At 74.8% G+C, this 25,978-nt stretch carries 32 protein-coding genes; 9 read left to right on the forward strand and 23 right to left on the reverse strand.

Features of this window, described 5'->3' with window-relative positions; all coding sequences use genetic code 11:
• Positions 1-17 precede the first annotated feature (17 nt).
• Both ACI79Q_RS17930 and ACI79Q_RS17935 read right to left on the reverse strand, forming a co-directional pair.
• Positions 18-200: a PspC domain-containing protein gene (locus ACI79Q_RS17930; protein WP_456589731.1), complete on the reverse strand. Its 183-nt coding sequence runs from the start codon at positions 198-200 to the stop codon at positions 18-20.
• Between the two features lie 50 nt (positions 201-250).
• Complete coding sequence (locus ACI79Q_RS17935) at positions 251-1,084, reverse strand: alpha/beta fold hydrolase (RefSeq protein WP_456600354.1); 834 nt, start codon at positions 1,082-1,084, stop codon at positions 251-253.
• 104 nt (positions 1,085-1,188) lie between these two features.
• Here ACI79Q_RS17935 and ACI79Q_RS17940 point away from each other — a divergent pair, with 104 nt between their 5' ends.
• Entirely contained in the window at positions 1,189-1,383 is a 195-nt protein-coding gene (locus tag ACI79Q_RS17940; RefSeq protein ID WP_456600355.1) for a hypothetical protein, read from the forward strand.
• A 7-nt stretch (positions 1,384-1,390) separates the two neighbouring features.
• On the opposite strand, the gene ACI79Q_RS17945 is transcribed toward ACI79Q_RS17940, so the two are convergent.
• Positions 1,391-2,749, reverse strand: coding sequence for an alpha-amylase family protein (locus ACI79Q_RS17945; protein WP_456589734.1), 1,359 nt, complete (start codon positions 2,747-2,749; stop codon positions 1,391-1,393).
• A 258-nt stretch (positions 2,750-3,007) separates the two neighbouring features.
• Between ACI79Q_RS17945 and ACI79Q_RS17950 the strand changes: the two genes are divergently transcribed.
• Positions 3,008-3,211: a cold-shock protein gene (locus ACI79Q_RS17950; RefSeq protein WP_236826100.1), complete on the forward strand. Its 204-nt coding sequence runs from the start codon at positions 3,008-3,010 to the stop codon at positions 3,209-3,211.
• A gap of 557 nt (positions 3,212-3,768) precedes the next feature.
• Here ACI79Q_RS17950 and ACI79Q_RS17955 read toward each other — a convergent pair.
• On the reverse strand, positions 3,769-4,563 hold the full coding sequence (locus ACI79Q_RS17955; protein WP_456613717.1) for an alpha/beta hydrolase: 795 nt from the start codon (positions 4,561-4,563) through the stop codon (positions 3,769-3,771).
• 14 nt (positions 4,564-4,577) lie between these two features.
• A complete protein-coding gene (locus tag ACI79Q_RS17960) occupies positions 4,578-5,018 on the reverse strand; it encodes an NAD(P)H-dependent oxidoreductase (protein ID WP_456613718.1) in 441 nt (146 codons plus the stop codon).
• Between the two features lie 66 nt (positions 5,019-5,084).
• On the opposite strand from ACI79Q_RS17960, the gene ACI79Q_RS17965 reads away from it, so the two are divergent.
• Entirely contained in the window at positions 5,085-5,354 is a 270-nt protein-coding gene (locus tag ACI79Q_RS17965; protein ID WP_456589737.1) for a YciI-like protein, read from the forward strand.
• A gap of 9 nt (positions 5,355-5,363) precedes the next feature.
• On the opposite strand, the gene mug is transcribed toward ACI79Q_RS17965, so the two are convergent.
• From mug to ACI79Q_RS17980, 3 genes are read right to left on the reverse strand one after another with little or no spacing between them, the layout of a single operon-like run.
• Positions 5,364-5,915, reverse strand: a complete 552-nt coding sequence (gene mug / locus ACI79Q_RS17970) for a G/U mismatch-specific DNA glycosylase (RefSeq protein WP_456615125.1) — start codon at positions 5,913-5,915, stop codon at positions 5,364-5,366.
• Positions 5,916-5,949: 34 nt separating this feature from the next.
• Positions 5,950-6,603 carry a histidine phosphatase family protein gene (locus ACI79Q_RS17975; protein ID WP_456600358.1) on the reverse strand — a complete coding sequence of 218 codons (654 nt, stop codon included), beginning with the start codon at positions 6,601-6,603 and terminating at the stop codon, positions 5,950-5,952.
• Positions 6,594-7,661 (reverse strand): phosphotransferase family protein, encoded by a 1,068-nt coding sequence (locus tag ACI79Q_RS17980; RefSeq protein WP_456589740.1) that lies wholly within the window; start codon positions 7,659-7,661, stop codon positions 6,594-6,596. Before ACI79Q_RS17980 ends, ACI79Q_RS17975 begins: the two co-directional genes overlap by 10 nt.
• 184 nt (positions 7,662-7,845) lie before the next feature.
• Between ACI79Q_RS17980 and ACI79Q_RS17985 the strand changes: the two genes are divergently transcribed.
• Entirely contained in the window at positions 7,846-8,304 is a 459-nt protein-coding gene (locus tag ACI79Q_RS17985) for an STAS domain-containing protein (RefSeq protein ID WP_456589741.1), read from the forward strand.
• Between the two features lie 32 nt (positions 8,305-8,336).
• Here ACI79Q_RS17985 and ACI79Q_RS17990 read toward each other — a convergent pair whose 3' ends face one another.
• From ACI79Q_RS17990 to ACI79Q_RS18005, 4 genes are all read right to left on the reverse strand, one after another.
• Positions 8,337-8,570, reverse strand: a complete 234-nt coding sequence (locus tag ACI79Q_RS17990) for a hypothetical protein (protein ID WP_456589742.1) — start codon at positions 8,568-8,570, stop codon at positions 8,337-8,339.
• Between the two features lie 25 nt (positions 8,571-8,595).
• Entirely contained in the window at positions 8,596-9,885 is a 1,290-nt protein-coding gene (locus ACI79Q_RS17995) for a S8 family serine peptidase (protein WP_456615126.1), read from the reverse strand.
• Between the two features lie 134 nt (positions 9,886-10,019).
• Positions 10,020-10,415 carry a VOC family protein gene (locus tag ACI79Q_RS18000; protein WP_456589773.1) on the reverse strand — a complete coding sequence of 132 codons (396 nt, stop codon included), beginning with the start codon at positions 10,413-10,415 and terminating at the stop codon, positions 10,020-10,022.
• Between the two features lie 126 nt (positions 10,416-10,541).
• The gene (locus tag ACI79Q_RS18005) at positions 10,542-11,006 is read right to left on the reverse strand and encodes a winged helix-turn-helix transcriptional regulator (protein ID WP_456589744.1); all 465 of its coding nucleotides are present in this window, start codon (positions 11,004-11,006) and stop codon (positions 10,542-10,544) included.
• A gap of 152 nt (positions 11,007-11,158) precedes the next feature.
• On the opposite strand from ACI79Q_RS18005, the gene ACI79Q_RS18010 reads away from it, so the two are divergent.
• Positions 11,159-11,302 (forward strand): hypothetical protein, encoded by a 144-nt coding sequence (locus ACI79Q_RS18010; protein ID WP_456589745.1) that lies wholly within the window; start codon positions 11,159-11,161, stop codon positions 11,300-11,302.
• 101 nt (positions 11,303-11,403) lie between these two features.
• Here ACI79Q_RS18010 and ACI79Q_RS18015 read toward each other — a convergent pair whose 3' ends face one another.
• Both ACI79Q_RS18015 and ACI79Q_RS18020 read right to left on the reverse strand, forming a co-directional pair.
• Positions 11,404-11,859, reverse strand: a complete 456-nt coding sequence (locus ACI79Q_RS18015) for a hypothetical protein (RefSeq protein WP_456589746.1) — start codon at positions 11,857-11,859, stop codon at positions 11,404-11,406.
• 386 nt (positions 11,860-12,245) lie between these two features.
• Positions 12,246-13,277: a potassium channel family protein gene (locus ACI79Q_RS18020; protein ID WP_456615127.1), complete on the reverse strand. Its 1,032-nt coding sequence runs from the start codon at positions 13,275-13,277 to the stop codon at positions 12,246-12,248.
• A gap of 314 nt (positions 13,278-13,591) precedes the next feature.
• Between ACI79Q_RS18020 and ACI79Q_RS18025 the strand changes: the two genes are divergently transcribed.
• The 4 genes from ACI79Q_RS18025 to ACI79Q_RS18040 are packed head-to-tail and all read left to right on the forward strand — an operon-like array spanning position 13,592 to position 17,649.
• The gene (locus ACI79Q_RS18025) at positions 13,592-14,269 is read left to right on the forward strand and encodes a response regulator (protein ID WP_456589749.1); all 678 of its coding nucleotides are present in this window, start codon (positions 13,592-13,594) and stop codon (positions 14,267-14,269) included.
• Positions 14,266-15,684, forward strand: coding sequence for an ATP-binding protein (locus ACI79Q_RS18030; RefSeq protein ID WP_456589750.1), 1,419 nt, complete (start codon positions 14,266-14,268; stop codon positions 15,682-15,684). Before ACI79Q_RS18025 ends, ACI79Q_RS18030 begins: the two co-directional genes overlap by 4 nt.
• Positions 15,681-16,268, forward strand: a complete 588-nt coding sequence (locus ACI79Q_RS18035; protein ID WP_456615128.1) for a GerMN domain-containing protein — start codon at positions 15,681-15,683, stop codon at positions 16,266-16,268. The genes ACI79Q_RS18030 and ACI79Q_RS18035 overlap by 4 nt, the downstream gene beginning before the upstream one ends.
• A 4-nt stretch (positions 16,269-16,272) precedes the next feature.
• Positions 16,273-17,649, forward strand: coding sequence for a DUF2254 domain-containing protein (locus tag ACI79Q_RS18040; protein WP_456589752.1), 1,377 nt, complete (start codon positions 16,273-16,275; stop codon positions 17,647-17,649).
• Positions 17,650-17,724: 75 nt separating this feature from the next.
• Here the strand turns inward: ACI79Q_RS18040 and ACI79Q_RS18045 are convergent, their stop codons facing one another.
• The 9 genes from ACI79Q_RS18045 to ACI79Q_RS18085 all read right to left on the reverse strand — a co-directional run bounded on the left by ACI79Q_RS18045 (position 17,725) and on the right by ACI79Q_RS18085 (position 25,954).
• Entirely contained in the window at positions 17,725-18,261 is a 537-nt protein-coding gene (locus tag ACI79Q_RS18045; protein WP_456589753.1) for a DUF421 domain-containing protein, read from the reverse strand.
• A 9-nt stretch (positions 18,262-18,270) separates the two neighbouring features.
• Positions 18,271-19,527 carry a cation:proton antiporter domain-containing protein gene (locus tag ACI79Q_RS18050; protein ID WP_456600369.1) on the reverse strand — a complete coding sequence of 419 codons (1,257 nt, stop codon included), beginning with the start codon at positions 19,525-19,527 and terminating at the stop codon, positions 18,271-18,273.
• A 40-nt stretch (positions 19,528-19,567) separates the two neighbouring features.
• Positions 19,568-19,975 (reverse strand): four-helix bundle copper-binding protein, encoded by a 408-nt coding sequence (locus tag ACI79Q_RS18055; protein ID WP_456589755.1) that lies wholly within the window; start codon positions 19,973-19,975, stop codon positions 19,568-19,570.
• Between the two features lie 162 nt (positions 19,976-20,137).
• Positions 20,138-20,980, reverse strand: a complete 843-nt coding sequence (locus tag ACI79Q_RS18060) for a formate/nitrite transporter family protein (protein WP_456589756.1) — start codon at positions 20,978-20,980, stop codon at positions 20,138-20,140.
• 116 nt (positions 20,981-21,096) lie between these two features.
• Positions 21,097-22,209 carry an L-dopachrome tautomerase-related protein gene (locus ACI79Q_RS18065; RefSeq protein ID WP_456615129.1) on the reverse strand — a complete coding sequence of 371 codons (1,113 nt, stop codon included), beginning with the start codon at positions 22,207-22,209 and terminating at the stop codon, positions 21,097-21,099.
• Positions 22,206-23,801 (reverse strand): alpha/beta hydrolase fold domain-containing protein, encoded by a 1,596-nt coding sequence (locus tag ACI79Q_RS18070; protein WP_456615130.1) that lies wholly within the window; start codon positions 23,799-23,801, stop codon positions 22,206-22,208. Before ACI79Q_RS18070 ends, ACI79Q_RS18065 begins: the two co-directional genes overlap by 4 nt.
• Positions 23,802-23,849: 48 nt before the next feature.
• The gene (locus ACI79Q_RS18075; protein WP_456615131.1) at positions 23,850-24,839 is read right to left on the reverse strand and encodes a ribonuclease Z; all 990 of its coding nucleotides are present in this window, start codon (positions 24,837-24,839) and stop codon (positions 23,850-23,852) included.
• A gap of 9 nt (positions 24,840-24,848) precedes the next feature.
• Positions 24,849-25,004 (reverse strand): hypothetical protein, encoded by a 156-nt coding sequence (locus ACI79Q_RS18080; RefSeq protein ID WP_456589760.1) that lies wholly within the window; start codon positions 25,002-25,004, stop codon positions 24,849-24,851.
• A gap of 86 nt (positions 25,005-25,090) precedes the next feature.
• Entirely contained in the window at positions 25,091-25,954 is an 864-nt protein-coding gene (locus ACI79Q_RS18085; RefSeq protein ID WP_456589761.1) for a dioxygenase family protein, read from the reverse strand.
• Between the last annotated feature and the right edge of the window lie 24 nt (positions 25,955-25,978).

The following is a 25,978-nucleotide window of genomic DNA, read 5'->3' on the forward strand; positions in this document are numbered from 1 at the left end:
ACAGCCGTCGCGGCGCGTCAGCGCTGCTTCGGGATCATGATCCAGAGCCCGATGTAGACGATCTCGCCGACCCCGAAGAGCCCGAAGAGCACGAAGGCGATCCGGACCAGTCCGGTGGAGACGCCGAACCGGTTGGCCAGGGCCGCGCAGACCCCGGCGATCATCTTCTGCGAACGTGGCCTGACCAGCGGTGATGTCATGACGGAAGGCCTACCCGACCCCGGGCGGCCGGACACGTCGGCGAGCACGTTCAGGCCTGCTGGACCAGGCGGAGCACCGCCTCGGCCACGACGTCCGGCCGGTCCGCGGGCACGAAGTGGCTGGCGTCGTCCACCCAGGTGAGGCGCGCGCCGGGGATGTCGTCGGCGAGCCGCTGCCCGTACCGCGACTTCATCTGGTGGTCCTGGCGGCCCCACACCACCTCGGCGGGCATCTCCAGCCGGGGCAGGAACGGGGCCACCGTCTGGGTGTACACCGAGTCCAGCGACCGCAGGTGGCGTGCGAGCTGCGCCGGGCCGCCCGGGCGGGCCCACGGCGCGACGAAGCGGTCGATGAACGGCGTGGCCCGCTGCTGGTGGACGAAGAGCGAGCGCAGCGCCGGGCGCAGCGCGCTCGCGAGCAGCGGCGGCGGGAGGAGCTGGAGGGCGGGCCAGGTGCCCTTCATCGCCCGCACCAGGGGAACCGGCCACCCGTCGTAGCAGACGCCGTTGACCACACCGAGCCCGGCGACCCGGTCGGTGGCGGTGGTCGCCAGGATCTGCGCCACGCCACCGCCCAGGTCGTGGCCGACGACCACCGCCCGGTCCACGCCGAGGGTGTCCAGCAGCCGCAGCAGCCGCGCCGCCTGGGCCGCGAGGTCGACCGGGTGGTCGCCGGAGGGGTCGGAGTCGCCATAGCCGAGCATGTCGACGGCCAGCACCCGGGCCGAGGCGGACACCTCCGGGACGACGTCCCACCACAGCCGGGAGTTGGTGGGGATGCCGTGGACCAGCAGCACCGCCGGCCCCGAGCTCCCGGCTTCCCAGACCCCCAGCCGGTGATCGCCGACCTGCACCGTGCGCGCCGCTCCGATGGGTAGCTCCATGAACGGTCACTGCCCACCTGCCCGTGTCCCTGCACGTGGCCTCGGCCTCGTCCGGTGGTGCCGGTGGTGGCTATCCGGGCGTGCGCGGGGTAGGGATCCCGGCCATGGATGCGATCACCTTCGGCAAGGCCGGCCTCAAGGGCTGGCGGGCGCGCGTGGCCGACACCGTGGCCGGGCCGGTGGCCCAGCGGACGTCGGTCACCGAGGACCAGGTGCGGGCAGCGGTCGGCGCGGTCTTCCTGGCCCTCGCCTCGCTGTACGTGGTGAAGGCGGTGAAGGACCTGGCGACCAGCCGCTGAGCCGGCGTCAGCCGGCCAGCACCGCCCACCCGTGCGCCGGCACCCGCACCCGGGCTCCGTCGGAGCCGGGTGCGGAGACGTCGGCCGCCCCCGACAGCACCGCGCCCGCCCGCGGCGCCGGCAGCTCGGCCGGGCCGTCGGCGACCGAGAGGGCCACGACGAGCCGCTCGCTGCCCGCCACCGCCTCGTAGACGACCGTCTCGTTGGTCAGGTGCAGCGTCCGCGTACGGGCAGCGTGCAGCCAGCGGTGCCGGCGGCGCACGCCGATGAGCTCCTGGTGCAGGTGGTAGACGGGCAGGCCGACCGGTGAGAGCTCGGCCGGCGAGCCCGGGAACGGCGGCCGGACGGCGTCGTCGCCGCCGGCCCGGTCCTCCTTGACACCGCGGAAGGCGTGCTCGTCGCCGGCGTAGACCGAGGGCGTCCCCCCGGTGGTGAGCAGCACGACCAGGGCGTGCGCGAGGTGGCGGTCGTCGCGCAGCCGGCTGGCGATGCGCGTGACGTCGTGGTTGCCGACGAAGGTGTAGGGCACGAAACCCTCGAGGAAGCCGCCGTGCCGGTCCAGCGCCGCATCCAGCTCGAAGAAGTTGCGGTCGTTCAGCGCGCTCCAGATCGCCTTCCACAGCTCGTACTGGGTCACCGAGTCGAGGGTCGACTCGTCGACGAACCGGCGGTAGTCGCCGTGGATGACCTCACCCATGAGGTAGGCCCCGGGATGCCGGGAGCGCACCCGCCCGGCCACCTCCGCCCAGAACGACGTCGGGACGGCGTACGCCGCGTCCAGCCGCCAGCCGTCGGCGCCGCGGTCCAGCCAGTGCGACATCACCTCGGTGACGTGGTCGGCAACGGCCGGCGACCCGTGGTCGAGCGCGACCAGGTGGCGGTGGCCCTCGAAGTCGTCGTGGTCGGGCTCCGTGCCCGGCGTCCACACCTCCGGGCCGCCGGGCCAGCGCAGCCGGAACCACCCCGCTGTGGCCGCGGCCGGACCCTCCGCCAGCACCCGCTGGAACGCCGGGTGCCCCCGGCCCACGTGGTTGAAGACGCCGTCCAGCAGCACTCTCAGGCCGCGGGACCGGCACTCCGCGACCAGGGCGTCGAAGTCGGCGTCGTCGCCGAGCCGGGGGTCGATGCGCAGGTGGTCGGTGGTGTCGTAGCCGTGGGTCTCCGCCGCGAACACCGGTCCCAGGACCAGGCCCGAGACGCCCAGTTGCAGTGCGTGGTCCAGCCAGGGGACCAGCCCGCGCAGCCGGTGGCGCAGCGGCTGGCCGGGTGTGGTCTCCCGCTCCGCCCCGACGAAGCCGAGGGGGTAGACGTGCCACCAGATCGCGTCGTGCACCCAGCCGGGTTCGCGGGGGCCCGGAAGAGTCATACCGACGATGCTCGCGCACCGGTCCGCGACGTCCGCCGGCCGGGTCGCCCACCGGAGGGGCACCGCCGACCCGGCTGTTCCCGGGAGAGCCGCAGGAGGAGTAGTGTTCTCCTCGGTCGCTGTTGCGCCTCTGCTTTCGTTCTCGAACGTCCGCGGTCGTCTCTGCCTGACGTTCCTCTCGGTCCTGCCGGTCGGTGCGGCGGCCCCGCACCCGGTACGTACCTGTGCGGTCACCTCCCAGCACGGAAGAAGAACGACATGGCTCAGGGCACTGTGAAGTGGTTCAACGCGGAGAAGGGCTTCGGGTTCATCGCCCAGGACGGCGGCGGCGCCGACGTCTTCTGCCACTACTCCGCCATCACCGGTAGCGGCTACAAGTCCCTCGACGAGGGCCAGCAGGTCGAGTTCGACGTGACGCAGGGCCAGAAGGGCCCGCAGGCGGAGAACGTCCGCGCTCTCTGATCGACGCGTGAGGAGGGGGCCGCGGCGCTGCGCCGTGGCCCCCTTCGCATCGGTGCCGGGCGATCCGCGCACCGGCTCCGACGAGGGGCGCCGCAGGCGCCCGTCGACCACGACATCGAGGGAAACCCCATCGCCACACGCTGCGAGGACGTCCATCTCGGTTGCTCCTGCCGGGGGGACGAGACGATCCACGAGGAGAGCTCCCGCGCGCTCCGCGAGGCACGCGCCAGCTCCGAGGGTGCGGTCGAGTGCCCCGAGTGCGGCGGGCCGACGACTCCGCTGTGCATCGTGTCCTGGGGGAACTGCCGGGCCTGCCGGACCGCGCACTCCCGGTCGACCCACCCCCTGCGCTGGTGAGCCCGCAGCCCTCGGCTCCCTGAAGCTGCTGCATCGCAGGTGTTCCGACCCCGCCGTGCAGCCTCCCCGGCCGGACGTCGCCGCCCCACCTGCAGCGGTGGCGACGGCGTCCGGCCGGGGAACCAACCCGCACCGGCCGGCTCGGGGACAGTTCACCCGCCACCGTGCCGGGCGTCGTCCCCGACGGTCACCGGCACCGGTCAGCCGGCCGCCAGCCACTCGACGGCCTCGCGGGCCACGTCGGGCGGCACGGTGTGCGGCCCGTCGAACTCCCGGTAGGTGACGTCGTAGCCGTCGTCCTCCAGCGCGGGGACGATCCGGCGGCTGGTCCGGTCGATCGGCAGCACCTCGTCCGCCACGCCGTGGGACACGAACACCGCCGGGCGCCCCGAGCGCGGCGCGGACGGCACGAAGCCCGGCGAGAAGGCGACCACGTGCGAGAACAGGCCGCCGTTGGCCAGGCCGAGCCCGAGGGCGTAGGAGGCACCGTCGGAGAAGCCGGCCACGGCGATCCGCCCGGGATCGACCGGCAGGGTCGCGAACACCTCCTCCAGCGCGCGGTCGATGCGTTCGACGTCCGGGCCGAAGCCGCCGCCGACGGCGTCCCACGTCGAGGACTCCGAGGACGGTGCGAGCAGCACCAGCCCGTGCTCCTCGGCGAGCGGGCGCAACAGGTCCAGCCCCGCCGCCGCGTCGCCGCCGGCGCCGTGCAGGCTGAGGACCAGCGGCACCGGCTCCCCCGCGGGCAGGCCGGGGGGCACGTGCAGCAGCGCCCCATCGGTGCCGGCCAGCTCGCGGGTGCCGGCCCCGGGAGGCTCGTCGGGCGCCGCCGGCGGTTGTGCCGGCCGGGCGCCGAGCGAGGCGCCGTTCCCCGGCGCCGCCTCCTGCCCGCCCCGGCCCTCCGTCCCGGACCGCCGCTCGGCCCCGCAGGCCCCCAGCAGACCGCCAAGGGCCGCCGTGACGCCGGCCGCGAGCACGGTCCGCCGATCGGGCACCGGTCCGCCCCGCCTCAGAGACCGACCGCGACGGTCGCCGCGAGCTCCCGGCAGGCCTCCAGCTCCGCCGGGCCGGGCCCGCCGGTGAGGCTCAGCGGCGCGGCCACCTGCTTCCAGCGCAGGGCCCCGGTGATCCGCTCGATGCTGCGCAACGCGCCGGCGGTGTCGTCGTTGCCGTGCACGTAGACCCCGAACGGCAGGCCGGCCGTCGCCTCCAGGCAGGGGTAGTAGACGGTGTCGAAGAAGTGCTTGAGCGCCCCCGACATGTAACCGATGTTCGCCGGGGTGCCCAGCAGCACCCCGTCCGCGGCGAGCAGGTCGGCCGCCCCGGCCGAGAGCGCCGGCCGGAGGGTCAGCTCGACGTCGTCGACGAGGGCGGCGCCCTCCCGGACCGCTTCCAGCACTGCCTGCAGCGCCGGCGAGGGGGTGTGGTGGACGACGAGGAGACGGGCCATACCGGCATTCTCGATCCTGACCGACCCGAGGCACCACCGCCGCCCGCCGGGTGTGAGAGTGGTGGCGTGCATCTGGTGCTCGAGTACGTGCTCGCCGAGGACTACCTGGAACGTCGCACCGCCCTGCGGGCCGACCACCTGGCGTTGGCGCAGGCGGCGCACGAGCGCGGCGAGCTGCTGCTGGCCGGCGCGCTGCCCGACCCGTACGACCGTGCGCTGCTGGTGTGGACGGCGCCGCGCGAGGCGGTGGAGCGGTTCGTGGCGCAGGACCCCTACGTCGCGCACGGCCTCGTCTCGGCATGGTCGATCCGGCCGTGGAACGTGGTCGTGGGCTGACCCGGCAGGTCAGCCGGCCGCACCCTCCCCGTCCGGACGCAGCTGCCGGTACACGCGGGCCAGCTCGGGCAGCTGGACGTGGGCGTTGAGCCCGCTGGGGTTCGGCACCACCCAGGTCACGACGCCGCCCACGCGCTCGGGCTGACGGCCGGCGACCGCCTGGGGCCGGCCGAAGCCCTGCCGCCACGCCGTGATGCCCAGGACCGCGAGCACCCGCGGCCGGATGCGGGCCACCAGCCGCTCCAGCGCCTCCGCGCCGGCTCGCAGCTCCTCGACCGACAGCTCCGCGGCGGTGCGGCTCGGGCGGTCGACGACGTTGGTCACCCCCAGCCCGCACCGGAGCAGCTCGCGGTCCTCCTCGGGGCGCAGCAGCCGGGGGGTGAACCCGGCGAGGTGGATCGCCGGCCAGAACCGGTTGCCCGGCCGGGCGAAGTGGTGGCCGGTCTCCGCCGACATCAGCGAGGGGTTGATCCCGCAGAAGAGCACGTCGAGTCCGGGCGCGACGACGTCGGGCACCGGTTTGGGGTACGGCTGCCCTGCGGCGGGCGGGAGGGCGGGCACGGCCCCATCCTGGTCGCTCGCGCGGCCCGCCCGGTCAGCGGTAGGTGAGCAGGTGCCGCCGGTCGCCGGTGACGTGCGCGTGGTCGTTGAACGCCAGCAGCGACAGGCCGGAACCACCCGCCACCACCGAGGTGATCCCGACGTTCACGGCGGCCCGGTTCAGCGCCACCACACCCCCGTCCCGGGCGCCCAGCAGGCCGGCCACCACAGCGGCGATCACCCCGGCGGAGCTGACGACGACCGCGTCACGCCCCCGGGGCAGGCCGGCGGCCAGCCCGCCGACGGCCGCGAGGGCCCCGCTGGAGAAGGCCGGCCAGCCGTCGGCGTCACCGGCGGCGATCCAGGACCGCAGCGCGCTGTCGAGCAGCCGCTGCACCTGCCGCGACCCCGAGTCGCCGACCGCTCCCACGTCCCCCGGGTAGCGCTTCAACAGGTCGAGGTGGTCGTACTCGTCGAGGCGGGGGTCGACCTGCTCGGGGGCTGCCCAGCCGGCCGCCGCTGCCAGCAGCGCCGCGGTGTCCCGCTGCCGGCGCAGGGTGCCGGAGACGACCACCGGGTCGCGCAGGTCGCGCCGGCGCAGCTCCTCCCCCACGCAGCCGGCCTGCTCGCGACCGAGCTCGCTGAGCACGTCGTAGTCCTCGGCGCCGAAGGAGGCCTGCCCGTGGCGGACGAGGCAGATCAGCGGCATCCGGCCAGCCGTTCCGCGCGCTGGAGCAGGACGGCGGCGGCGATGCCGAAGTGCGCGAAGCGCGGGTTGGTCGTGTGCCCGGAGCGGTACCGCGCCCAGATCTGCTGGATGATCACCGCGAGCCGGAACAGCCCGAACACCTCGTAGAAGGTCCAGTTCGCCGGCTGCAGCCCGGTCCGGGCCAGGTACCGCTCGACGAGCCGCTCACGGGTCGGCATCCCGGGCAGGGTGCTCGGCTGCGTGGCGACCAGCCCGAACTCCTCGTCGTCGTCGGCCGTCACCCAGTAGGCCAGGGAGGCACCGAGGTCCATGAGGGGGTCGCCGACGGTGGCCATCTCCCAGTCGAGGACGCCGGTGATGCGCGGCGTGCCGGAGAGGTCGAGCACCAGGTTGTCCAGCTTCCAGTCCCCGTGCAGCAGACTGGCCCGCACGTCCTGCGGCTGGTGCGCCGCGAGCCAGGCCATCAGCTCCTCGGCCGGCGGTACGTCGTCGGTGAGCGCGTCCCGGAACCGCCGCGACCAGCCCTCGACCTGCCGGCGGACGTAGCCGGGGCCCCTTCCCAGGTCGGCCAGGCCGGCCTGGTCCACGTCGATGGAGTGCAGGTCGGCCAGGGTGTCGTAGGCGGTCTCCCCCAGCACCCGCGCCTGCTCCGGCGAGATCTCCACGCCCTCGGGGAGCTTCCGCCCCAGCACGACGCCGCGCAGCCGCTCCATCACGTAGAAGTCGCTGCCGATCACCGCCGGGTCCTGGCAGAAGGCGTGGATCTCGGCGACGACGTCCAGGTGCGGGCGCAGCCGCTGCTGCACCCGCACCTCGCGGCCCATGTCGTGCGCCGAGGCGGCCTTGTGCCCGTGCGGCGGCCGGCGCAGGACGAGCTCCAGGTCGCCGTAGTCGAGGAGGTAGGTGAGGTTGCTGGCCCCGCCGGAGAACTGCCGGACGGCGGGCGCGGAGCGCCCCTCGACCACCGGCACGCGGGGCCTCAGCCAGGCGTGCACGGCATCGACGTCGAAGGCGTCCTCGGGGCGGACATCGCGCAGACCGCTCGTGTTCTCGCTCATCGCACCCATCCCACCACGGCCGCGGCGGCGGCCGTCCGGGGCGCCGCCGCCGCGGGTCGGCCGAGCCCGGGGCTGGTAGCGTCCCGGGCGGGTCGAAGCTCCGGCCCGAGCAGCGCCGTCACGGGCGCCGCGGCGCCCCGGAGCTCCCCGTTCCAGGCACCGGGGGCCCGGGTGGGAGTTCCCCATGGGTCCGCACGACATCGCACTCCCCGCCCCCGAGGGTGGCCCGTTCCTCCTGTCGGTCGACCCGTCCGCGGCCCGGGTGACGGTCCACGGGGAGCTGGACCGGGAGCACGCGCACCACGTCCTCGATGCCCTGGCGACGCTGTCCGTCGCGGACGGCACCCGCTGGACGCTCGACGCGGGCGGAGTGACCTTCTGCGACGCCGAGGGCCTGCGCGTGCTGCTGTCCGCACACTGCCTGGCGCGCGGTCGCGGCGCCCAGCTGGAGGTGCTGCCCAGCCCGTGCGTCCACCGGCTGGTGATCCTGGTGGGGCTCGACCAGTTGCTGGAGACGCCTCCTCCGCCACCGGCCGTCAGCGCCGACGTGGCGGAGACCCGGCGCACCCGCCGCTCGCTGGCCGCGGTGCGCGACCCCAACCGCCGGCGGTCGACCCCGGACCGGACGCCGTTCGTCAGCTGACCGGTGCGCCGCGGGTGGGCACACCGGGACCGTCACTGGACCGGCGCCTCCGGTGGCGGCAGCCGGTGCACGAGCCGCTCGTCGACCGACACGACACCGGCGACGCCGGTGAGCTCCCGGACGCTGCCGGGCGGCACGGAGCCGGTGATGATCCCGAGCCCGTCGAGCACCTGGTCCACCCGCATGCCGCGCGCCCGCAGCCCACGCACCACGCCGTCGAGCGCGGACAGGTGCCCGTCGTCCACGGTCACGCTGACCTGGGTCATGGCGCGCAGAGTACGCGGCGGCGACTCAGCGGGGGGCGACGGCGAGACCGCTACCGGCATCGGCCGAGGGCTGGAGCAGCCGTTCGCTCTCCTGCAGCAGGGTGGCCCACAGCTCCAGGCCGCGCCGGCCGGTGGCCTCCGCCCACAGAGCGGCGACGCCGGCGACGTGCGGCGCGGCCATGCTGGTGCCGCTGATCGTCCGGTAGCGCTCGGGCATGGGCCAGGCCGAGTACACGTCCACACCGGGACCGGCGACGTCCACCTGCCCGCCGCGGCCGGGCAGGCTGCGCGCGGAGAAGTACGCCGTCTCCAGCGACCGGTCCACCGCTCCGACGGCCAGGATCTCGACGCTGTTGGCCGGGGCGCCGACGAAACCCGGGTCACCCGCCCGCCGGTCGGCATTGTTGCCCGCTGCCGCGATGACCAGCGAGCCCCGCTGGAGCGCGCGACGCCCCGCCGCCGAGTACGGCGGGTGGGCAGCCGCGACATCGGCCCCCAGCGACATGGAGACGACCGGGCAGCGGCTGGTCACCGCCCAGTTGATCCCGGCCAGGATGCCCGCGTCGGTGCCGCTGCCGTCGTCCCCCAGGACCTTGCCGGCGAAGACCTCGGCCGCGTGGGCGATGCCGTAGCGCGGCCCGGCGGGCGGCGTCGCCGGCCCGCAGGCGGTGCCGATGCAGTGCGTGCCGTGGCCGTGCCGGTCCTGGGCGTCCTCCCCGGCGACGAACGACCGGGCGATCACCGCCCGGCCGGCGAAGTCGGGGTGCGCGAGGTCGAAGCCGGTGTCCAGCACGGCCACCCGGATGCCGCGGCCGGAGTACGGGGAGACGTCGGCCCGCACGGCCTGCACCCCCCAGGTGGCCTGCGCGGTGTCCTCGAAGCGCGCGGCCGGCCCGGCGGGGCGCTCGTCCGCCGCGAGCAGCCGGCCCGCCAGGTCGGCCACCCCGTCCCGATAGCCCCGCGCGTAGCTGCCGGTGTCGGCGGGGAGCGCGTGGTGGACCAGCTCCGGCGACACGGAGAGGAACCGCCGGGCCGACGCGGCCTGCAGGTCGTCCAGCCGGGCGGGGCCGGCGACGACGGCGATGCCGAGCGCCGCGAAGACGGTGGCGCCCGCCTCGCGGAGGGTCTCCGGCGGCACGTCGCCGTCGGCGAAGTCCCGGGAGTCGGCGACGTCGCGCACCCCGGCCCGCGCCCAGTCGACGGGGACGTCGTCCTCCGGCGCGTCGGCGAACACGACGACCTGCCGGCCGGTGGTCCGCGGCGGCGGCAGGGCCGCCCCGGGCCGCACGCTGCCCTGGTTTCCCGGATCGGTCACTGCGCCTCCCCCGTCGGGACGTCACGGGGCGGCCGGGTGGCACAGCGCCCGCTCCTCGATCACCGGCCGTCGCGACCGGTCGACCCAGCGTGGCGGGAGGGGGCGGACCGGGCAACCCGGGGAGCGCCCGCCGGTCAGCCCTGGACGACCGCCGGGTCCATCCACATGACCTCCCAGACGTTGCCGTCGGGGTCGGCGAAGCTGGCGCCGTACATCGCGCCGTGGTCCTGGGCGGGCAGCCAGGGCTTGCCACCGGCCGCGATCGCGTCGGCGACCAGCCGGTCGACCTCCTCGCGGCTGCCGGCGGACAGGCAGGTCAGCACGGAGGTCGCCTGCGCCGGGTCGCCGACCTCGCCGGTGACGAAGTCGGCGAACCGCTCGCGGGTCAGCAGCATGACGTGGATGTTCTCCTCGATCGCGTAGGAGACGCAGCGGTCGTCGGAGAACTGGTCGTTGCGCCGGAAACCGAGCGCTCCGTAGAAGGCGTCGGCGCGGTCGCGGTCGGCCACGGGCAGGTTCACGAAGATCATGCGCACGGTGAGCTCCTCCGGTTCGGGGCGGCCCGCCGTCGTCCGCGGCGGGCTCGTCAGCTAGGACGGGGCCGCCGCCGGGAACTCATCGGTGGGGATCCCGGCGCCCCACCCCCGGACCGCGCCTCACCCCGGGGCGGCGGCCGCCCCGGCCGGCCGGGGCCGGACCTCGCGCGGCCCCCCGATCTCGTGACCGTCCCCGCAGACCACCGCGACCCGCACCGGCGCGCCGCACTCGCGGTGCTCCAGCGCCAGCGGGGCCGGCCCGTCGGCGAGGTAGCGGTCGCCCCACTCCATGAGGGCCACCAGGGTCGGGTACAGGTCGCGCCCCTTGTCGGTGAGCCGGTACTCGTGCCGCTGGCGCTCACCCTCGGCCCGGTACGGCTCCCGGCTGAGCACCCCCTCGCGCACCAGGGTGGCCAGCCGGTCGGTCAGGACCGCCTTGGGCGCCCCCAGGGCCTGCTGGAGGTCGGCGAACCGGCGGACACCCAGGAACGCCTCCCGCAGGACGAGCAGGCTCCACTTCTCCCCCACCACGGCGAGCGTGCCGGCGACGGAGCAGCGGGACCGGTCGAACGAGGCGTCGCTCACAGTGTGAGCATAACCATGCTGGGTTCACTTGCCGAACTTCGCGTCGAGGAGCAGAGTTCGTGGTGCGAACCCAGGAGGCGGACGGTCTCCGGCCGGCCCGCCCGGCCCCCTGCAGCGCTCGCACCACCACCGCTGCTCCGGAAGGACCCGCCATGACCCGCCTCCGCACCGTCCTCGCCCGCCGGCACGCCGTCCGCGCGCACCTGCGCGACGAGCGGGCGCTGGCCCGGGCGCTCGCCACGGCCCCGACGCTCGAGTCCGCCCACGAGATCGCCGCGCTGGGCGCCCGCCGCTGATCACACCGGCGCTCCCGCCGTCGCGGGGGCGCCGCCGGTGCACGGCCCGGTGAGGTGGCGGTCGCGCGACCTCACCGGGCCGCCTGCCGTGCGCCACGGGATCAGCCGCGTACCTCCACCCGGCTCGCGTCGAGGTACGGCTCCCCCTCCCACCCGGCGTAGGCGTCATCGGGCAGATCGGTCCCCAGCTCTTCCTCCAACGCCACCAGCTCGAACTCCGCCGCCGGCTCGGCGGCCAGCGCCACGCGCTCGCCGGGCCGGAGGTCGGGCAACTCCTCGTCCGCGATGACCAGGATCGGCTCGACGTCGTCGCCGGTCAGGGTGAAGGCCACCGGCGAGACGATCCGCTCCACCTCGCCGAGGAGCGTGACCTCCAGGCCGTCGTAGGCCTCGAGGTCCTCGCGGAAGGCGGCGGTGTACTCGCCGTCGTACGGGTCCTCGAGGTCGTCGGAGGCCCGGACATCGACGTCGGCCGCCGTCGTGTCGTCCACGTCGTCCTCACCGCAGCCGCCGAGGACGCCCCCGGCGAGGGCGGCGGCCAGCAGGACGGTGGTCACGCGACGGCGGGACCCCAGGCCCCGGCGCATCACCGGGATCCCCCGTGCCGCGAGGCGGGATCGGCGGCGGGCGCCACGGAACTGGGCCAGCTGGTCGTCATGGCGGGTGTCCTCTCCGGCTCCGGTGCCGCCGCGGGGTTCCGCGGCGGAGCCTCCGGTTGCTGCCCCATGCGGCACGCGCCCTCCCCCGTGCGGGCCGTTCGTCACCGCATCGCAAAACGCTGCGGGCGCAGCGCCGTGCCGGTGTTGCAGGGACGTCACACGGACCTCCCGCGGCCGGGGGGTGCGGAGGTCGTGGCGACGGGCTCCGGATCGGGCGGTCCAGAAATCGGAGCCCGGGCCGCGCCGTCGGGGTGCCCCGAGGCGGACACTGCATGGTCGGAGGGTCAGGCCGGCCCCGGGACGTCCCACTCCCACCCGGCGTCCTCGACCAACCGGCGCAGGCGGGCGCGACGCCCGGCGGCCCGATCGACGGCCCCCTGCCACGCGTGCGCGTCGACGAGGGGCACGCCCGCCGCGGCCAGCCGGTCGGTGCACGGTGGTGGCGGCGGTCCCCCGTCGTCCGGGACCACGGGGTGGTCGCTGCCCGCCGTGGACAGGTACCGGTCGATCACCCGGCGCACCGGGGCGACCGCCGCCACGGGTGGGCGCACCGGCGCGGCGACCGCGGACTCGAGCAGGAGCAGCGCGTCGTCGAGCCGGGCGATCGCGAGCGGAGCGGCGGCCTCGGGGCGGCGGCTGCGGAAGAAGTGCAGCACCGGGTAGGCCAGGTGCTGCTCCGCGAGCGACGCCAGCTGCGCGGGCAGCTGGAGGAGCTGCTGGGTCAGCACGGGGCTGAACCGGTCGCCGTCCCAGCACCCGAGCACCATCTCCTCGGCGGTCCCGCCCTGCGCGTGCAGCTGGGTGGCCAGGGCGCGGCGGGAGACCACCGCCGACATCACCGAGAACAGGTAGGTGATGGCCAGGGTCATCAGCGCCAGCCCGCTGAATGCGGCGACGGCGGCGGCCACGCGCCAGGTCGGCGTGGTCGCGACGAAGTCACCGACCCCGAGCGTCGAGATCTCGGTGCCGGCGAAGTAGATGGTGTCCAGCACCGACGCCGGCCGGCGGGGATCGGCGTCCCCCACCGCCTCGGCGCCGAGGAACACCAGCGACCAGCCGGCCCAGAACAGCGTGACCCAGAGGACCACGGTGGTGACCATGAGCAGCGGCCCGGCTGCCGTGAGCTGCCTCGCCCGGCGCCCGTCGCTGCGCCGGTGCCGGCGCAGCAGCCGCCGCCACCCGCCGGTGAGCACCCGCCGGGTCAGCGGGCCGGCGCCCTCACCGATGGTGAGGGTCGTGGAGACCACGTCCCACGTCACCAGGGCGCTGACCAGCAGACCCGTGCCGACCGCGACGACGGACGCGCCGACGTTCACCGGCGACCGGCCGTCACGCCGAGGACCGGCCGGCTCCAGCCGGCCGGGCCGGAAACGGGCAGAGGGCGCTCCGTCCGCGGTGGCCGGGCGGACGGGGCCAGGGGAATCGGGAGCACGCTTCCTTCCTCACCGGCAGCACGGACGACCGGTTGTCCCGGTCGGGGTGACCAGCGGCGGGCCGGCCGACCCGGACGTCACGGAGTTGTCACCTTCGCGGCGCGGCAGCCGTGCTCCCCGCGAGCAGCACGGCCGGCTCCGTCACCCGGACGGGGCGGGGCGACTAGTTGCCCACCGCGCTGGGCAGACTGACCGGCATGTCCCGGTCGGTGCTGATCATCGAGGACGACCCCCGGATCCGGCGGATGCTGCAGATGACGCTGCAGCGCGAGGGCCTCGAGGTCACCGAGGCCGAGAGCGGCGAGGACGGGCTCGCACGGCTGGGCGAGCGGTCGTTCGACGTCATCCTGCTGGACCTGATGCTGCCCGGGAAGGACGGCTTCGAGGTGTGCCGCGAGATCCGGCGCTCCTCCAACACGCCCGTCATCATGGTCACGGCCCGGTCGGACAGCCACGACGTGGTCGCCGGCCTGGAGGCCGGTGCCGACGACTACGTCTCCAAGCCGTTCGTCGTCAAGGAGCTCTCCGCGCGCATCCGGGCCCTGGCCCGTCGTACCCGCGCCCCGGAACCGCGGGCACGGCTGACCGTCGGCGACGTGGAGATCTCGCCGGCGGAGGGCACGGTGGCACGGAACGGGCAGCTGCTGAACCTCACCCGCACGGAGTTCCGGCTCCTCTGCGAGCTCGCCGCCGAGCCCGGTCGGGTGCTCAGCCGCGAGGAGCTGCTCGAGCGCGTCTGGGGGTACGACTACTTCGGCGACTCCCGGCTGGTCGACGTCCACATCCGCCGGCTCCGGAAGAAGATCGAGCCCGACCCGGGGAACCCGACGCTGGTGACGACCGTCCGGGGCATGGGCTACCGGGTTCCCGGGTGACCGCCCTCGCCCCTCCTGAGCCCCCCGGGCGCACCCCGTGGGGCCCGCGCACCCTCCGGGCCCGGGCGACGGCGGCCTTCACCGCGGTGACCCTCGTGCTCTCCTCGGTCGTGGCGGTCGCGGTCTGGGTGGCGGTCTCGCAGTTCCTGCTCCTGCAGCGCGAGCGGGTCACGCTCGTGCAGACCGCCGACAACGCGGCCCAGGTCCAGCGCTCCCTGGCCACCGAGGGCCTGAGCGTCGCCCAGGTGCTCGCCCAGCTCCCGCGGGAGACGGGGTCGACGTCCCTGCTGGTCGACGCCGGTGCCTGGACCACCACGTCGTTGCTGGTGGGCCGCGACGACCTGCCGGAGGAGCTGCGCGCAGCGGCCGAGGCGGGTACGCCGGTCCGGCAGCGGATCGAGGTGCACGGCGAGACGGTGATGGCCGTCGCGGTGCCGCTCGCCGAGCTCGGATCCGCCTACATCGAGGTCTTCCCGCTGGTCGAGCTGGACAAGACCTACCGGGTGCTGGCCACCGTGCTGGCCGTGTCGGTGCTCGGCTCGGTGCCGCTCGCCCTGGTGGTCGGCTGGTGGGTCACCGGGCCGGCGCTGCGCCCGCTCGACCGCATCTCCGCCGCCGCGGCGGCCGTCGCCGCCGGGGCGCTCGACACCCGCATCGATCCGCAGGGCGACCCGTCGCTGGCGCCCATCGCCACCTCGTTCAACCAGACCGCCGAGGCGCTCGAGCAGCGGGTGCGCAGTGACGCCCGGTTCGCCGCCGACGTCAGCCACGAGCTCCGGAGCCCGCTGACCACGATGCTGGGGGCGCTGCACCTCGTCGAGGCCACCGCCGACCCCGCGGACGAGGAGCAGGCCGAGGCCCTGGGCCTCCTGCGCTCGGAGGTGGAGCGGTTCGAGCGCCTGGTCGCCGACCTGCTGGAGATCTCGCGCGCCGACGCCGGGAGCACCGACATCGCCGTCGAGCCCGTGCAGCTGTCCGCACTGGTCCGGGAGGTGGTCGGACGCCACCGGCTGGACGGCACGGTCACGGCGCTGCTGACCGTCGACCCCGACGCCGAGGAGGCGCTGGTGCACGCGGACAAGCGCCGGCTGGAACGCGTGCTGGGGAATCTCCTGGACAACGCCGACAAGCACGCCGGGGGCGTCACCGGGGTCGCGGTGACCCGCGCCGGCGACGTCCTCCGGGTGGCCGTCGACGACGCCGGTCCCGGCGTTCCCGAGGCCGAGCGCGACCGCATCTTCGAGCGGTTCGCCCGGGGGGCGGGCAGCGTCCGCACCCGCACGGAGGGAGCGGGCCTCGGCCTCGCCCTGGTCGCCCGGCACACACGGATGATGGGCGGCGCGGTGCACGTGGAGGGTCGTCCCGGCGGTGGGGCCCGGTTCGTCGTGGAGCTGCCCGTGGGAGCCGCCTCGTGAGAGCGCTCGCCGTCCTGCTCAGCGTGCTCGTGGCGCTGCTCACCGGTTGCGGCGTCGGGTCCCAGCCGCGGCCCGAACGCGTCGCCGTGCCCGCCGCGACGGTCGGCAGCCCGGCGCTGCCGACCGACGACGCCGGGCCGGAGGTCGTCGTCTACTTCGTGCACGGCGCCGAGCTGGCCCCGGTCCCGCGCGCGGCGCAGGCCGCGACCCCGGGGAGCATCCTGGCCCTGCTGGCGGCCGGCCCCACCCGGGCGGAGGTCATCGGCGGGCTGCGCACCGCACTGGCGCCGCAGTCCATCGCGGTGGACGAGGGCCTGCCCGGTGGCATGACGTCGGTGAGCGTGACCGAGGAGTTCGCCAGGATCACCGGCGGCAACCAGCTGCTCGCCGTCGCCCAGGTGGTCTGGACGCTGACCGAGCTGCCGGGCACCGGCCAGGTGCGTTTCCTGCTGGACGGCAGGCCGGTGGAGGTGCCCACCGACGGCGGGCTGTCCGACGGGCCGGTCGGCCGCGATCAGTACCGCTCGGTCGCCCCGTCCGGCAGCCCCGGTCCCTCCTCCCCTGCGACCCCCGGCGAGGACTGACCCCGTGAGCGACCTCCACCCCGTCCAGCGCCAGTGGCGGTGGATGCGCCGCGCCCTGTGGCCGATCCCGCTGCTGGCGGTCGTGCTCGCCGTCGGGCTCGGTATCGCGATGCCGTTCCTCGACGGTTTCCTCGGCACGGGCGGCCCGGCGTCACCCCTGGGCTTCGTGTTCGGCGGTGGCCCGGCGGCCGCCCGCGACCTGCTGGCCGCGATCGCCGGCTCGCTCATCTCGGTGACCGGTGTGATCTTCTCCCTCACCGTCGTGGCGCTGCAGCTGGGCAGCAGCCAGTATTCGCCGCGGCTGCTGCAGACCTTCGCCACCGACCGCGTCGTCCAGTTCACCCTCGCTCAGCTCACCGGCACCTTCGTCTACGCGCTCACCGTGCTGCGCACCGTCCGGACGGCGGAGGCCGCGGCCGGTGATAACTCGTTCGTCCCCCGGGTGTCGATCACGCTGGCGTTCCTGTTCGCCTTGGGCAGCGTCGTGGCCCTGGTCGTCTTCCTCGGGCACCTGGCGCGCACGCTGCGGGTCGAGACCATGCTGCGCGACGTGCACGACGAGGCGACCCGGGCGATCCGGGGCGTGGACGACGACCGGCTCGAGCACGACACCGGCATCCCCGACGGGCCGGGCTCGGTGATCGAGGCAACCGGGAGCGGCTTCGTCGTCGACCTGGACGTCGATCAGCTCGTGCGGGCGGCCCGGGACGCCGACGCCGTCATCGGCCTCTCCCCCCGCATGGGCGACGCCGTCGTCGCCGGCACACCGCTGGCCGAGGTGTGGTCACCGGCCGGAGATCCGGCCGGCGACCTGGACCCCCTGCGCGACGCGGTCAACCGCGGCGTGCGGCTGTCCTACGAGCGCACCCCCGACCAGGACGCGGCCTACAGCCTCCGCAAGATCGTCGACATCGCGGGCCGGGCCCTCTCCCCGGGCATCAACGACCCGACGACCGCCGTCCACGCCCTGTCCCACGTCTCCGCGCTGCTCGCCGACCTCCTCCCCTGCCGCAGCACCGTGCGGTCGTGGCGCGACGACGACGGCACGGTGCGGCTGCTCGTGCCGCGGTGGACCGCCCAGGAACTGCTCACCGTCGGCCTGGAGGAGCCCCTGCAGTACGCGTCGGGGCAGCCGGCCGTCCTGCGCCGGATCGCCGGCCTGCTGCAGGAGGTCGCGTGGCGGGTGCGCGGGGAGGACCTCGACGACGCCCTGCGCGCACTGCTCGACCGGTGCGTGGACTCGGCGCTGGAGAGCACCGCGATCGACAGCCGGGAGACGAACGCCTGGCGGTCGGCCGTCGAGGACGCGCTGGAGGGGCGCTGGTCGCCGGCCCGGCGGCTCAGCCCCCGACCGGGGCCGCCGGGTGGGCCGACCGGGTGACCGCCGGGTCGAGCGGCGTCTCCCACGCCGTGGCCGCCCGCCCGGCGCTGCGGCGCACGACGCCGCGGTGTCCCGTCAGGCCTGGGCAGCGCGGGATATCTCGTCGGCCCCCGCGATCCCCCCGAGGGCGGAGCCGCTGCCGTACTTCTTCGCCGGGATGACGCTCATCGAGCCGTCGCTCTCCAGCACGACCGCGGCCACGTCGGACAGGTCACCGGACCCCGAGGAGCGGACGGCCTGCCGGATCTCGTCGATGCCGACCCGTGACTCCCGCATCTGGTCCGGCAGCGGCTGCCCGTTGCGCAGCACCAGCGTCGGCCGGGAGGTGACCACGCCTCGGAGGGCCGGCCAGCGCACCGTCAGCCAGGCGACCACGAGCTGCAGCAGGGCGAGCAGCCCGAGCGCGACCGCACCCTCGGTCCAGGCGACGTCGCTGCTGAGCAGGATGGTGGCCAGCGTGGAGCCCAGCGCCACGGTGACCACCAGGTCGAAGGCGTTGAGCTTGGTCAGCGTCCGTTTCCCGCTGAACCGCAGGACCACCACCACGGTGACGTACGCCGCTGATCCCACCAGCAGCACTCGGAGGACACCGGACCATTCGTCGAACCACATGGGGTCCCCCTACCCCGCAGACCCCTGCGACGACTCAGCGCTCTGCGCACCGGCGTCCCGCTGCCCGCCGGTGGCGCCGCGGTACAGCCGCCGGCCGAGCGTGGCGGTCAGCCCGTGGGCGAGCGTGCTGGCCGCGACCACCAGCGAACCGGCCGCCAGCACGACCGGGTCGATCGCGAGCCGCTCCGACTCCAGCGTCAGGTAGAACAGGGCGGAGATCCCGATGGGACCGAACCAGCCCAGGTAGGCGGCGTCCGGCGGCGCCAGGCCCAGCCCACGGCGCAGCAGGTAGATCACCGGTGGCCGGCGCAGCAGCAGGATCAGCGCCGCGAAGAGCACCCCGGACCAGCCCAGTTCCCGCCACTGCGCCCACGGCAGCAGCGCACCGAACGCCACGAAGAGCGGGAGGACGACGAACCGGTTCACCGCCTCGTCGATCCGGACGTCCGCCACCCGCTCCCGTCCCGTGCTCACCGCGTTGAAGGCGAGACCACAGACGAAGACGGCCAGGATCCCGTCGATGTGGATCAGGCCCCCGATGCCCAGGACGGCGAGGGCCAGCACCACCGTGAACACCAGTTCGGGGCCGGGGTCGGTGGCCCCGTGGTCGGCCCCCGCGCGCAGCGCCCGGCCGCCCAGCCAGCCGAGCAGGGCGCCGAGCAGGACGGCGCCGGCGACCTGCCAGAGCGACTCGAGCAGCGCCTCCCCCAACGAGAGGGGGCCGGCGAGCGCGACCGCCACCAGGACCAGCGGCAGGGCCAGGCCGTCGTTGGCACCGGACTCCAGGGAGAGCACCTGCCGGTCGCGCCCGGGCAGGTCCTCCTCCGCGGGTTTGCCGGTCACCACGTTGGAGGCCAGCACCGGGTCGGTCGGCGCCAGCGCGGCACCCAGCAGCGCGGCGACCCCGAGCCCGAGGCCCAAGGTGGCCGCGGCCAGCCCGGTGCTGACCAGGGCCATCACCGGCATCACCACGGCCAGCAGCAGCAGGACCGGCCGCCAGCGGGCCCGTGCCTCACGGGCCGGGTAGCGGAGCGCCACCGACATGACCGAGACGGCGAGCAGCATCCGGGTGGCGGTGTGCAGCCAGCCGTGGTCCTCGAGCAGGTCCGGCAGCGGCAGGAGGCCGAGCACGGCGGGGCCGAGGACGACGCCGATCGCGAGCGCCAGGAGCGGTTCGCTGATCGGCAGCCGGCGGATGCGGTCCGACCAGGCGGCGGCGACGAGCGCGAGTGCGCCCGCCGCCGCCAGCAGGACGTCGACGGTCACCGGGAACCCCCGGGAGAGGTGCGCGTCGCCCGCATGGTGGTCAGCCCAGGCTGGCGATGAGCTCCCGGCACGCCGTCTCGCAGCGGCGGCACGCCTCGGCGCAGACCCGGCAGTGCTCGTGCATCTCGGCGTGGCTCGCGCACTCGTCACCGCAGGCCTTGCACGCGGCAGCGCAGGCCTCGAGCACGGCCCGGGTCAGGTTGGCGTCGTAGCCGGTGTGCCGGGAGAGCACCCGGCCGGTGGTGTCGCAGATGTCGGCGCAGTCGGTGTTGCTGCGGATGCACTTCGTGAGCTCGGCGACGGAGTCCTCGCTCAGGCAGGCGTCGGCGCACGCGGTGCAGGCCTGGGCGCACTCGAAGCAGGCCTCGATGCACTCCAGGAGCTTCTGCTTGTCCACCCCGCCGAGGTCCTTGGGGTACGTGTCGAGCATCTGGGCGGCGACGGTCACGTCGGCCTCCTTCGCTGGGTCGTCGGCCCGGGCCGCGGTCGCGCCCCGGGGGCTCTCGCCGGCGGGAGCCCTACCCGCGCCCCGACGCCGGGCACACGTGCCGCCCGTGACGATCCCGTGACGGACCCGCTGGTGGGACCCGCGAACCCCCCGGCCGGCCGGTCAGCCGCGTTCGGCGGGCTCGCCCTCCGGCGCCGTCTCCGAGGTGTCGCGCAGGAAGAGGTACCAGTAGGACGTCGCCACGAAGATGACCGCACCGACCAGGTTGCCCGCCCCGGCCAGCAGCCAGTTCAGCGCCGTGTCGTCCCAGCCGACATCGGGGACGCCGGCGAAGATCGCCGCGGGCAGGAAGAACATGTTCGCCACGACGTGGTCGAACCCCATCGCCACGAAGGCCATGATCGGGAAGAAGATCGCCAGGATCTTGCCCGACACCGACGTCGCCGCCAGCGACATCCACACCGCGAGGCAGACCAGCCAGTTGCAGCCCACCGCGCGCAGGAAGGTCTGCCACGGCGACTCCCCCAGCGCCTTCCCCTCGGCGATGGAGGCGAGGCGTTCGTAAGTCAGCCCGGCGGTCCCGACGGCGTCGGCGTCCCCGATCACGCCGGTCTCGACGGCGAGGAAGAAGGCGACGAACAGCGCGCCCAGCAGGTTGCCGAACAGGACGAGCGTGAGGTTGCGGACCACGTCGGTCACGGCGAGCTTGCCGTGCATGGCGCCCATCGGCACCAGCAGCATGTTCCCGGTGGCCAGGTCGGAGCCGGCGATCAGCACCAGCACGAGGCCGAGGGTGAAGGTGGCGCCGGTGAACAGGGTCGGCAGCGTGCCCCACGTCTCTGGGTCCAGGCCCGCGGAGACGGTGATCGCCACCAGGCCGCCGAAGGCGATGTAGGCCCCGGCGAGGAAGGCGCTGACCAGCACCCGGTCCCAGGTGCGGCCCACCTTCTTGGCGCCCATCGCGGTGGCGACCTGGGCCATCTCCTTCGGTTCACGTGCCGCCATCGTCACCCTCCGGTCGGTGGTCGCCGCTGAGGGCAGCCTCCCGCCCGGCAGGAGCCGCGGCAACCCGGGTCGCCGGGCCGCGGCAGGTCGGAGCAGCCGCTGCCGACCCGGATCGTTCAGCGCAGCCGTACGGGCCCGGCGTCGATCGGGGTGCGGAACAGGACGTAGGGCCTGCGTCGCTGGTCCTCACCACCGCGGTACGTGGACTGCCGGTGGAGCTGGTTGGCCGTCACGTAGAGGTGGCCGTCGGCGGCCACGCTCAGGGTGTCGGGCCACAGCAGCCGCGGGTCGTGCACCACGGTCTCCCACGACCCGTCGGGCAGCCGGCGGTGGATCGCGTCGTGCTCCCCGTCGGTGACGTAGAGCCGCCCCGCGTCGTCGGTCTCCAGGCCGTCGCTCACGCAGCCCTTGTCCCCCTCGTCCCGCACCGTGGCGGCCACCGCGTCGTCGTCCCGGCCACGGTCGACCAGGGCGTCCACCGCGACGCTGTACCAGCTGCGGCCGGCGAGCGGGCAGTAGTACAGCCGGCTGCCGTCGGCGGCGAGGGCGATGCCGTCGGCGCCCATCGTGACCGGTGAGACCTCGCCGTCGGGCGAGCGCTCGGCGAACCCGACGCCCTCGACCACCATCCGCAGCTGCGGCGGGGTGCCGGCCTTCGTCGTCGGGTGCTCGTGCAGCCGCCGCCAGCTCTCCCCGGACGCCAGGTCGACGACGACGATGCCGTTCGGGCCCTGGTCCGAGGAGTCGGTGATGAACGCGTACCCCGCCTCGCCCCGGTGCAGGTCGAACCGCACGTCGTTGAGGTACGTCGTCGGCAGCGCCACGTCGGTCGGGAAGAGGATCACCCGCTCGACGGTGTCGCTGGTCAGGTCGACGCAGACCAGTTTCGGCCCCCCGTGCTCGGTGGGCCGGAACATCGGGCTGCCGGTGTCCAGCAGCCACAGCCGGTCGGCCGGGTCGACGACGACGCTCTGCACCGAGACCAGGCGCTCGGGGTCGGCGTCGGAGCGGTTGTCGTTGAGCTCCTGCGACGGGTAGGCGACCGCCTGCCCGTCGCGGAGCTCGCCCACGGTGAACCCGACGTCGTCACCCCACTTCGGGTAGCAGACGAAGATCCGCCCGCCGTGCGAGACGGTGACGCCGGTGGGCATGGCGTCGTGGAAGAGGTGCACGACCTCCAGCTCGCCGACCGGCTCGTCGACCGCCAGCCGCAGCGCCGCCGTCGTCACGCCGTCCCGCCGCTGGTGGGTACCGCCCCCACCGCCGGCCGGGCCGCCCCGAAGGCGCGGACGAAGTGCCGCGCGGCCTCCTGCTGGGCCTGCTCGGCCTTGTCCAGCACGGCGGCGGCGCCGAAGAACTCGTGCATGACGCCCTGGTAGTGGCGGTGCGTGGTCGGCACGCCGGCGGCCTCCAGGTTCTGCGCGAACTGCTGTCCCTGGCTGCGCAGCACGTCCCGCTCGGCCGTGATCACCAGCGTCGGCGGCATCAGCGCGAGCTCGTCGCGGCCCCACCCCAGCAGGTCGACCCGCGGGTCCTTCGCCCCGTCGGGCTTCCCCTCGAACGCGTGCATCGCCATCCAGGAGAGCAGCGGCCGGTCCAGCGGCCGCGCGTCGGCGGCGTCCACCATCGACTCACCGACCTGCTCGCCGGTGGTCAGCGGGTAGACGCAGACCGCCGCCGTCGGCACCGGCTCGCCTGCCCGGGCGAGCTGGAGGACGGTGGCAGCGGCCATCGTGCCGCCGACCGACTCCCCGCCGATGCCGATCCGGGTCGCATCGCCGCCGAGTTCGGCGGCGTGCTGCACCACCCACCGGTAGGCAGCCAGGACGTCGTCGTGCGCCGCGGGGAAGACCGCCTCGGGCGCCCGCCGGTAGTCCGGGCTGACCACCATCGCGCGGGCCTTGTTGGCGAGACCTCGGCAGGAGGCGTCGTAGGTGTCGATGTCGAACAGCACCCAGCCGCCGCCGTGGATCCACATGATCACGGGCAGGGGCTCGCTGCCGGAGTCGACGGGCTTGTAGACCCGCATGCGCTGCTGCCCGCCGGCGGCGTCGGGGATCACGATGTCCTCCACCGACCCGACCGGCTCCGGGCCCTCGAGGCCGTTGTCGGCCATGACCTTCGCGACCGCGTCGTCGGGGCCGGGCTGGGAGCGGGCCTGGTCGGGCTCGAGGATCTCGAACGGCAGCGGGCCGAGGGAGGAGTGCGCGTCGACGATCGCCTGGGCCTGCGGGTCGAGCAGGCCGGAGGCGTCGGTGGCCATCTCCTTCTGCTTGCCCGAGAGCAGGTCCCGGACGTGGTCCAGCGGCTTGGCGAGCATGCCGGCGATGCGCTCGGCGATGCCCTCGTCGGGGGCGTGCGGATGCGGCCGGGTGGGCGCCATCCGCTTGGCGGCCAGGAACTCCTCGCCCAGCTGCGCCATGCGCTCCGGGCCGGCCTTGCGGCGGAACTCCGGCAGCTCCTCGTCCTCCTCGTCGTGCACGTGGTGGCGGACGACGCCCATCAGCTTCGCCAGCGCCTGCTCGAACTCGTCCTCGCCGGGCTCGGTGCGGCCGAGGACGACGAGCAGCTCCTTGATCTCCTGGTGCTCGTGCTCGGCGTCGTCGTGCTCGTCGGTCATGCCCAGCTCGGGCCAGATCGGGTAGAGCACGGTCTCCTCGGCGAAGGCGTGCAGCGCCAGCTCGAAGGAGATCTGGTCGACCAGCACCCGGCGGTTGCCGCGGCCGGCCTCCAGGTGCTGGAACTGCCGCTCGACCACCGCGTGGTCGTCGGCGATGAGGTGGTCGATGTCGCCGGGCAGGGTCGGGTAGTCCAGGGCCACGGGGGCCTCCCACGTCTCTCCGTCATGTGCAACCGGTCGTACCGGCTCCTACCCGTGGCCGGTTGCGGGCACGCGTGCCGACGGGTCTTCCTGACCGCCGGCGCCGGGCCCGCCCGTGGCGGTCCCGGCCCGGAGCGGCACCGGCACGGTCTGCAGATCGGCCGCGACGACGACGTCCCCGCCGAACACCGCCCCGGCCTCGTCGGCGAAGCGGCGCGGGTCGTCGTACCGCTGGGAGAAGTGGGTCAGCACGAGCGTCCGCACCCCGCAGTCGGCGGCCACGGTGGCGGCCTGGCGGGCGGTGAGGTGGCCGTACTCGCGGGCCAGCCGCGCGTCGGCGTCGAGGAAGGTGGACTCGATGACCAGGAGGTCGGCGCCCTCGGCCAGCCCCCAGACGGCGTCGCACAGCCGGGTGTCCATCACGAACGCGAACCGCTGCCCCGGCCGCGGCGCGCTGACCTCCTCGAGGCGCACCACCCGGCCGTTCCGCGCCAGCGAGCCGAGCCGCTGCAGCCGGCCCACGTCGGGGCCGGTGATGCCGTGCCGGGCGAGCCGGTCGGGCAGCATCCGGCGCCCGTCGGGCTCCGCCAGACGGTAGCCGTAGGTCTCGACCGGGTGGTCCAGCCGCCGGGCGACGAGCGTCCCGAAGCCGCCGGCCGCGACCGTCCCGTCGCCGGCCACGGGCAGCTCGGGGACATCGAGCACGTCGTGGAACACCGAGGCACGGCGCAGCCGGTCGAACCACGGCCGGCCGCCGGCCGGGAAGTGCACCGGGACCGGGTGCGCCACCCGGTCCAGGTTCATGCGCTGCAGCACGCCGGGGAGACCCAGGCAGTGGTCACCGTGGAAGTGCGAGACGCAGATGCGGGTGATCGCGCTGCTGGGCACCCCGGCGAGGAGCAGTTGCCGCTGCGTGCCCTCGCCGGGGTCGAACAGGAGACCCTCGCCGTCCCAGCGCAGCAGGTAGCCGTTGTGGTTGCGGTCGCGGGTCGGCGCCTGGCTCGAGGTGCCGAGGACGACGAGTTCACGCGCCGACACCGCGACTCCTCAGGACGGGTCGGCCGGCTCCTGGCCCATCGCCTCGTCGACGGAGGTCTCCCCGCCGGTGCGGCCGCCGCCGGGGCGGGCCGGGTCGTCACCCACGCTGGCGTGCGAACCCTCGTCGGTCGGCTCGGCCTGTCCCTGGGTCTTCGGGTCGGTCATCCCACGCTCCTTCCGTCGGTCCGGCGTCCGTGCTCCCATCGTGGCGGCGAACCGGCCCCGCCGCGATCCGGGACCGGCGGCGGCCCTCAGGACTGCCGCTGCAGCACGAAGTCGTAGCGCGACTCCAGCCACGGCACGTCGATCGAGCCGCCGTCGGGGGTGGCGCCCGGTTCCCGCTCCTCGAACGCCGTCACCAGCTCCTGCTTGGTCCCGAAGACGACGTCGCTGTCCAGGTACGGCGCACCCTCCTGGAACAGGTGGGTGATCAGCGGCTCGAAGCCCGGCACGTTGATCAGGAAGTGGATGTGCGCCGGCCGGAAGTGGCTGATGTCGGTCCGGGCGACCAGGTCGCCGACCGGGCCGTCCATGGGGATCGTGTAGCCCAGCGGCGCGATGGTGCGCACGCAGTACTCGCCGTTCTCCCCGGTCGTGTACTTCGCGCGCAGCCGGGCCTCGTCGACGTCGGGGAGCTGCGACTCGTAGGCGCCCTCGGTGTCGGCCTGCCACACGTCCAGGACCGCGCCGGCCACCGGCGCGCCGTCGAGGTCGGTCACCCGGCCGTGCAGGAACAGCGGCGTCCCGGGCAGGCCCTCGGACATGTCCTCGGCGTACCCGAGCTCGGGCGAGCCCTCGATGTGGAAGGGCCCCAGGACGGTGGCCGGGGTCGCGCGCGGGTCGAGGCGGTGGTTCATCTGGACGACCAGCATCGACAGCCCCACGACGTCGGAGGCGAGGATGAACTCCTCGCGCTTCTCGGTGCTGATCTTGCCGGTGGCGGTCAGCCACTGCACGGCGGCCATCCACTCGTCCTCGGTGAGCCGCACCTCGCGGGCGAAGTCGTGCAGGTGGCGCACGAGCGCCGTCATGACCTCGGCCAGCCGCGGGTCGCGGGCGGTGGCCCAGCGCTCGACGGCGAGGTCGGTGATGTTCTCCTCGGTGACCAGCTGCACGGTGTCCTCCTGCCGTCCGCGCGG

This window comes from Blastococcus sp. SYSU DS0828 (assembly GCF_054050975.1).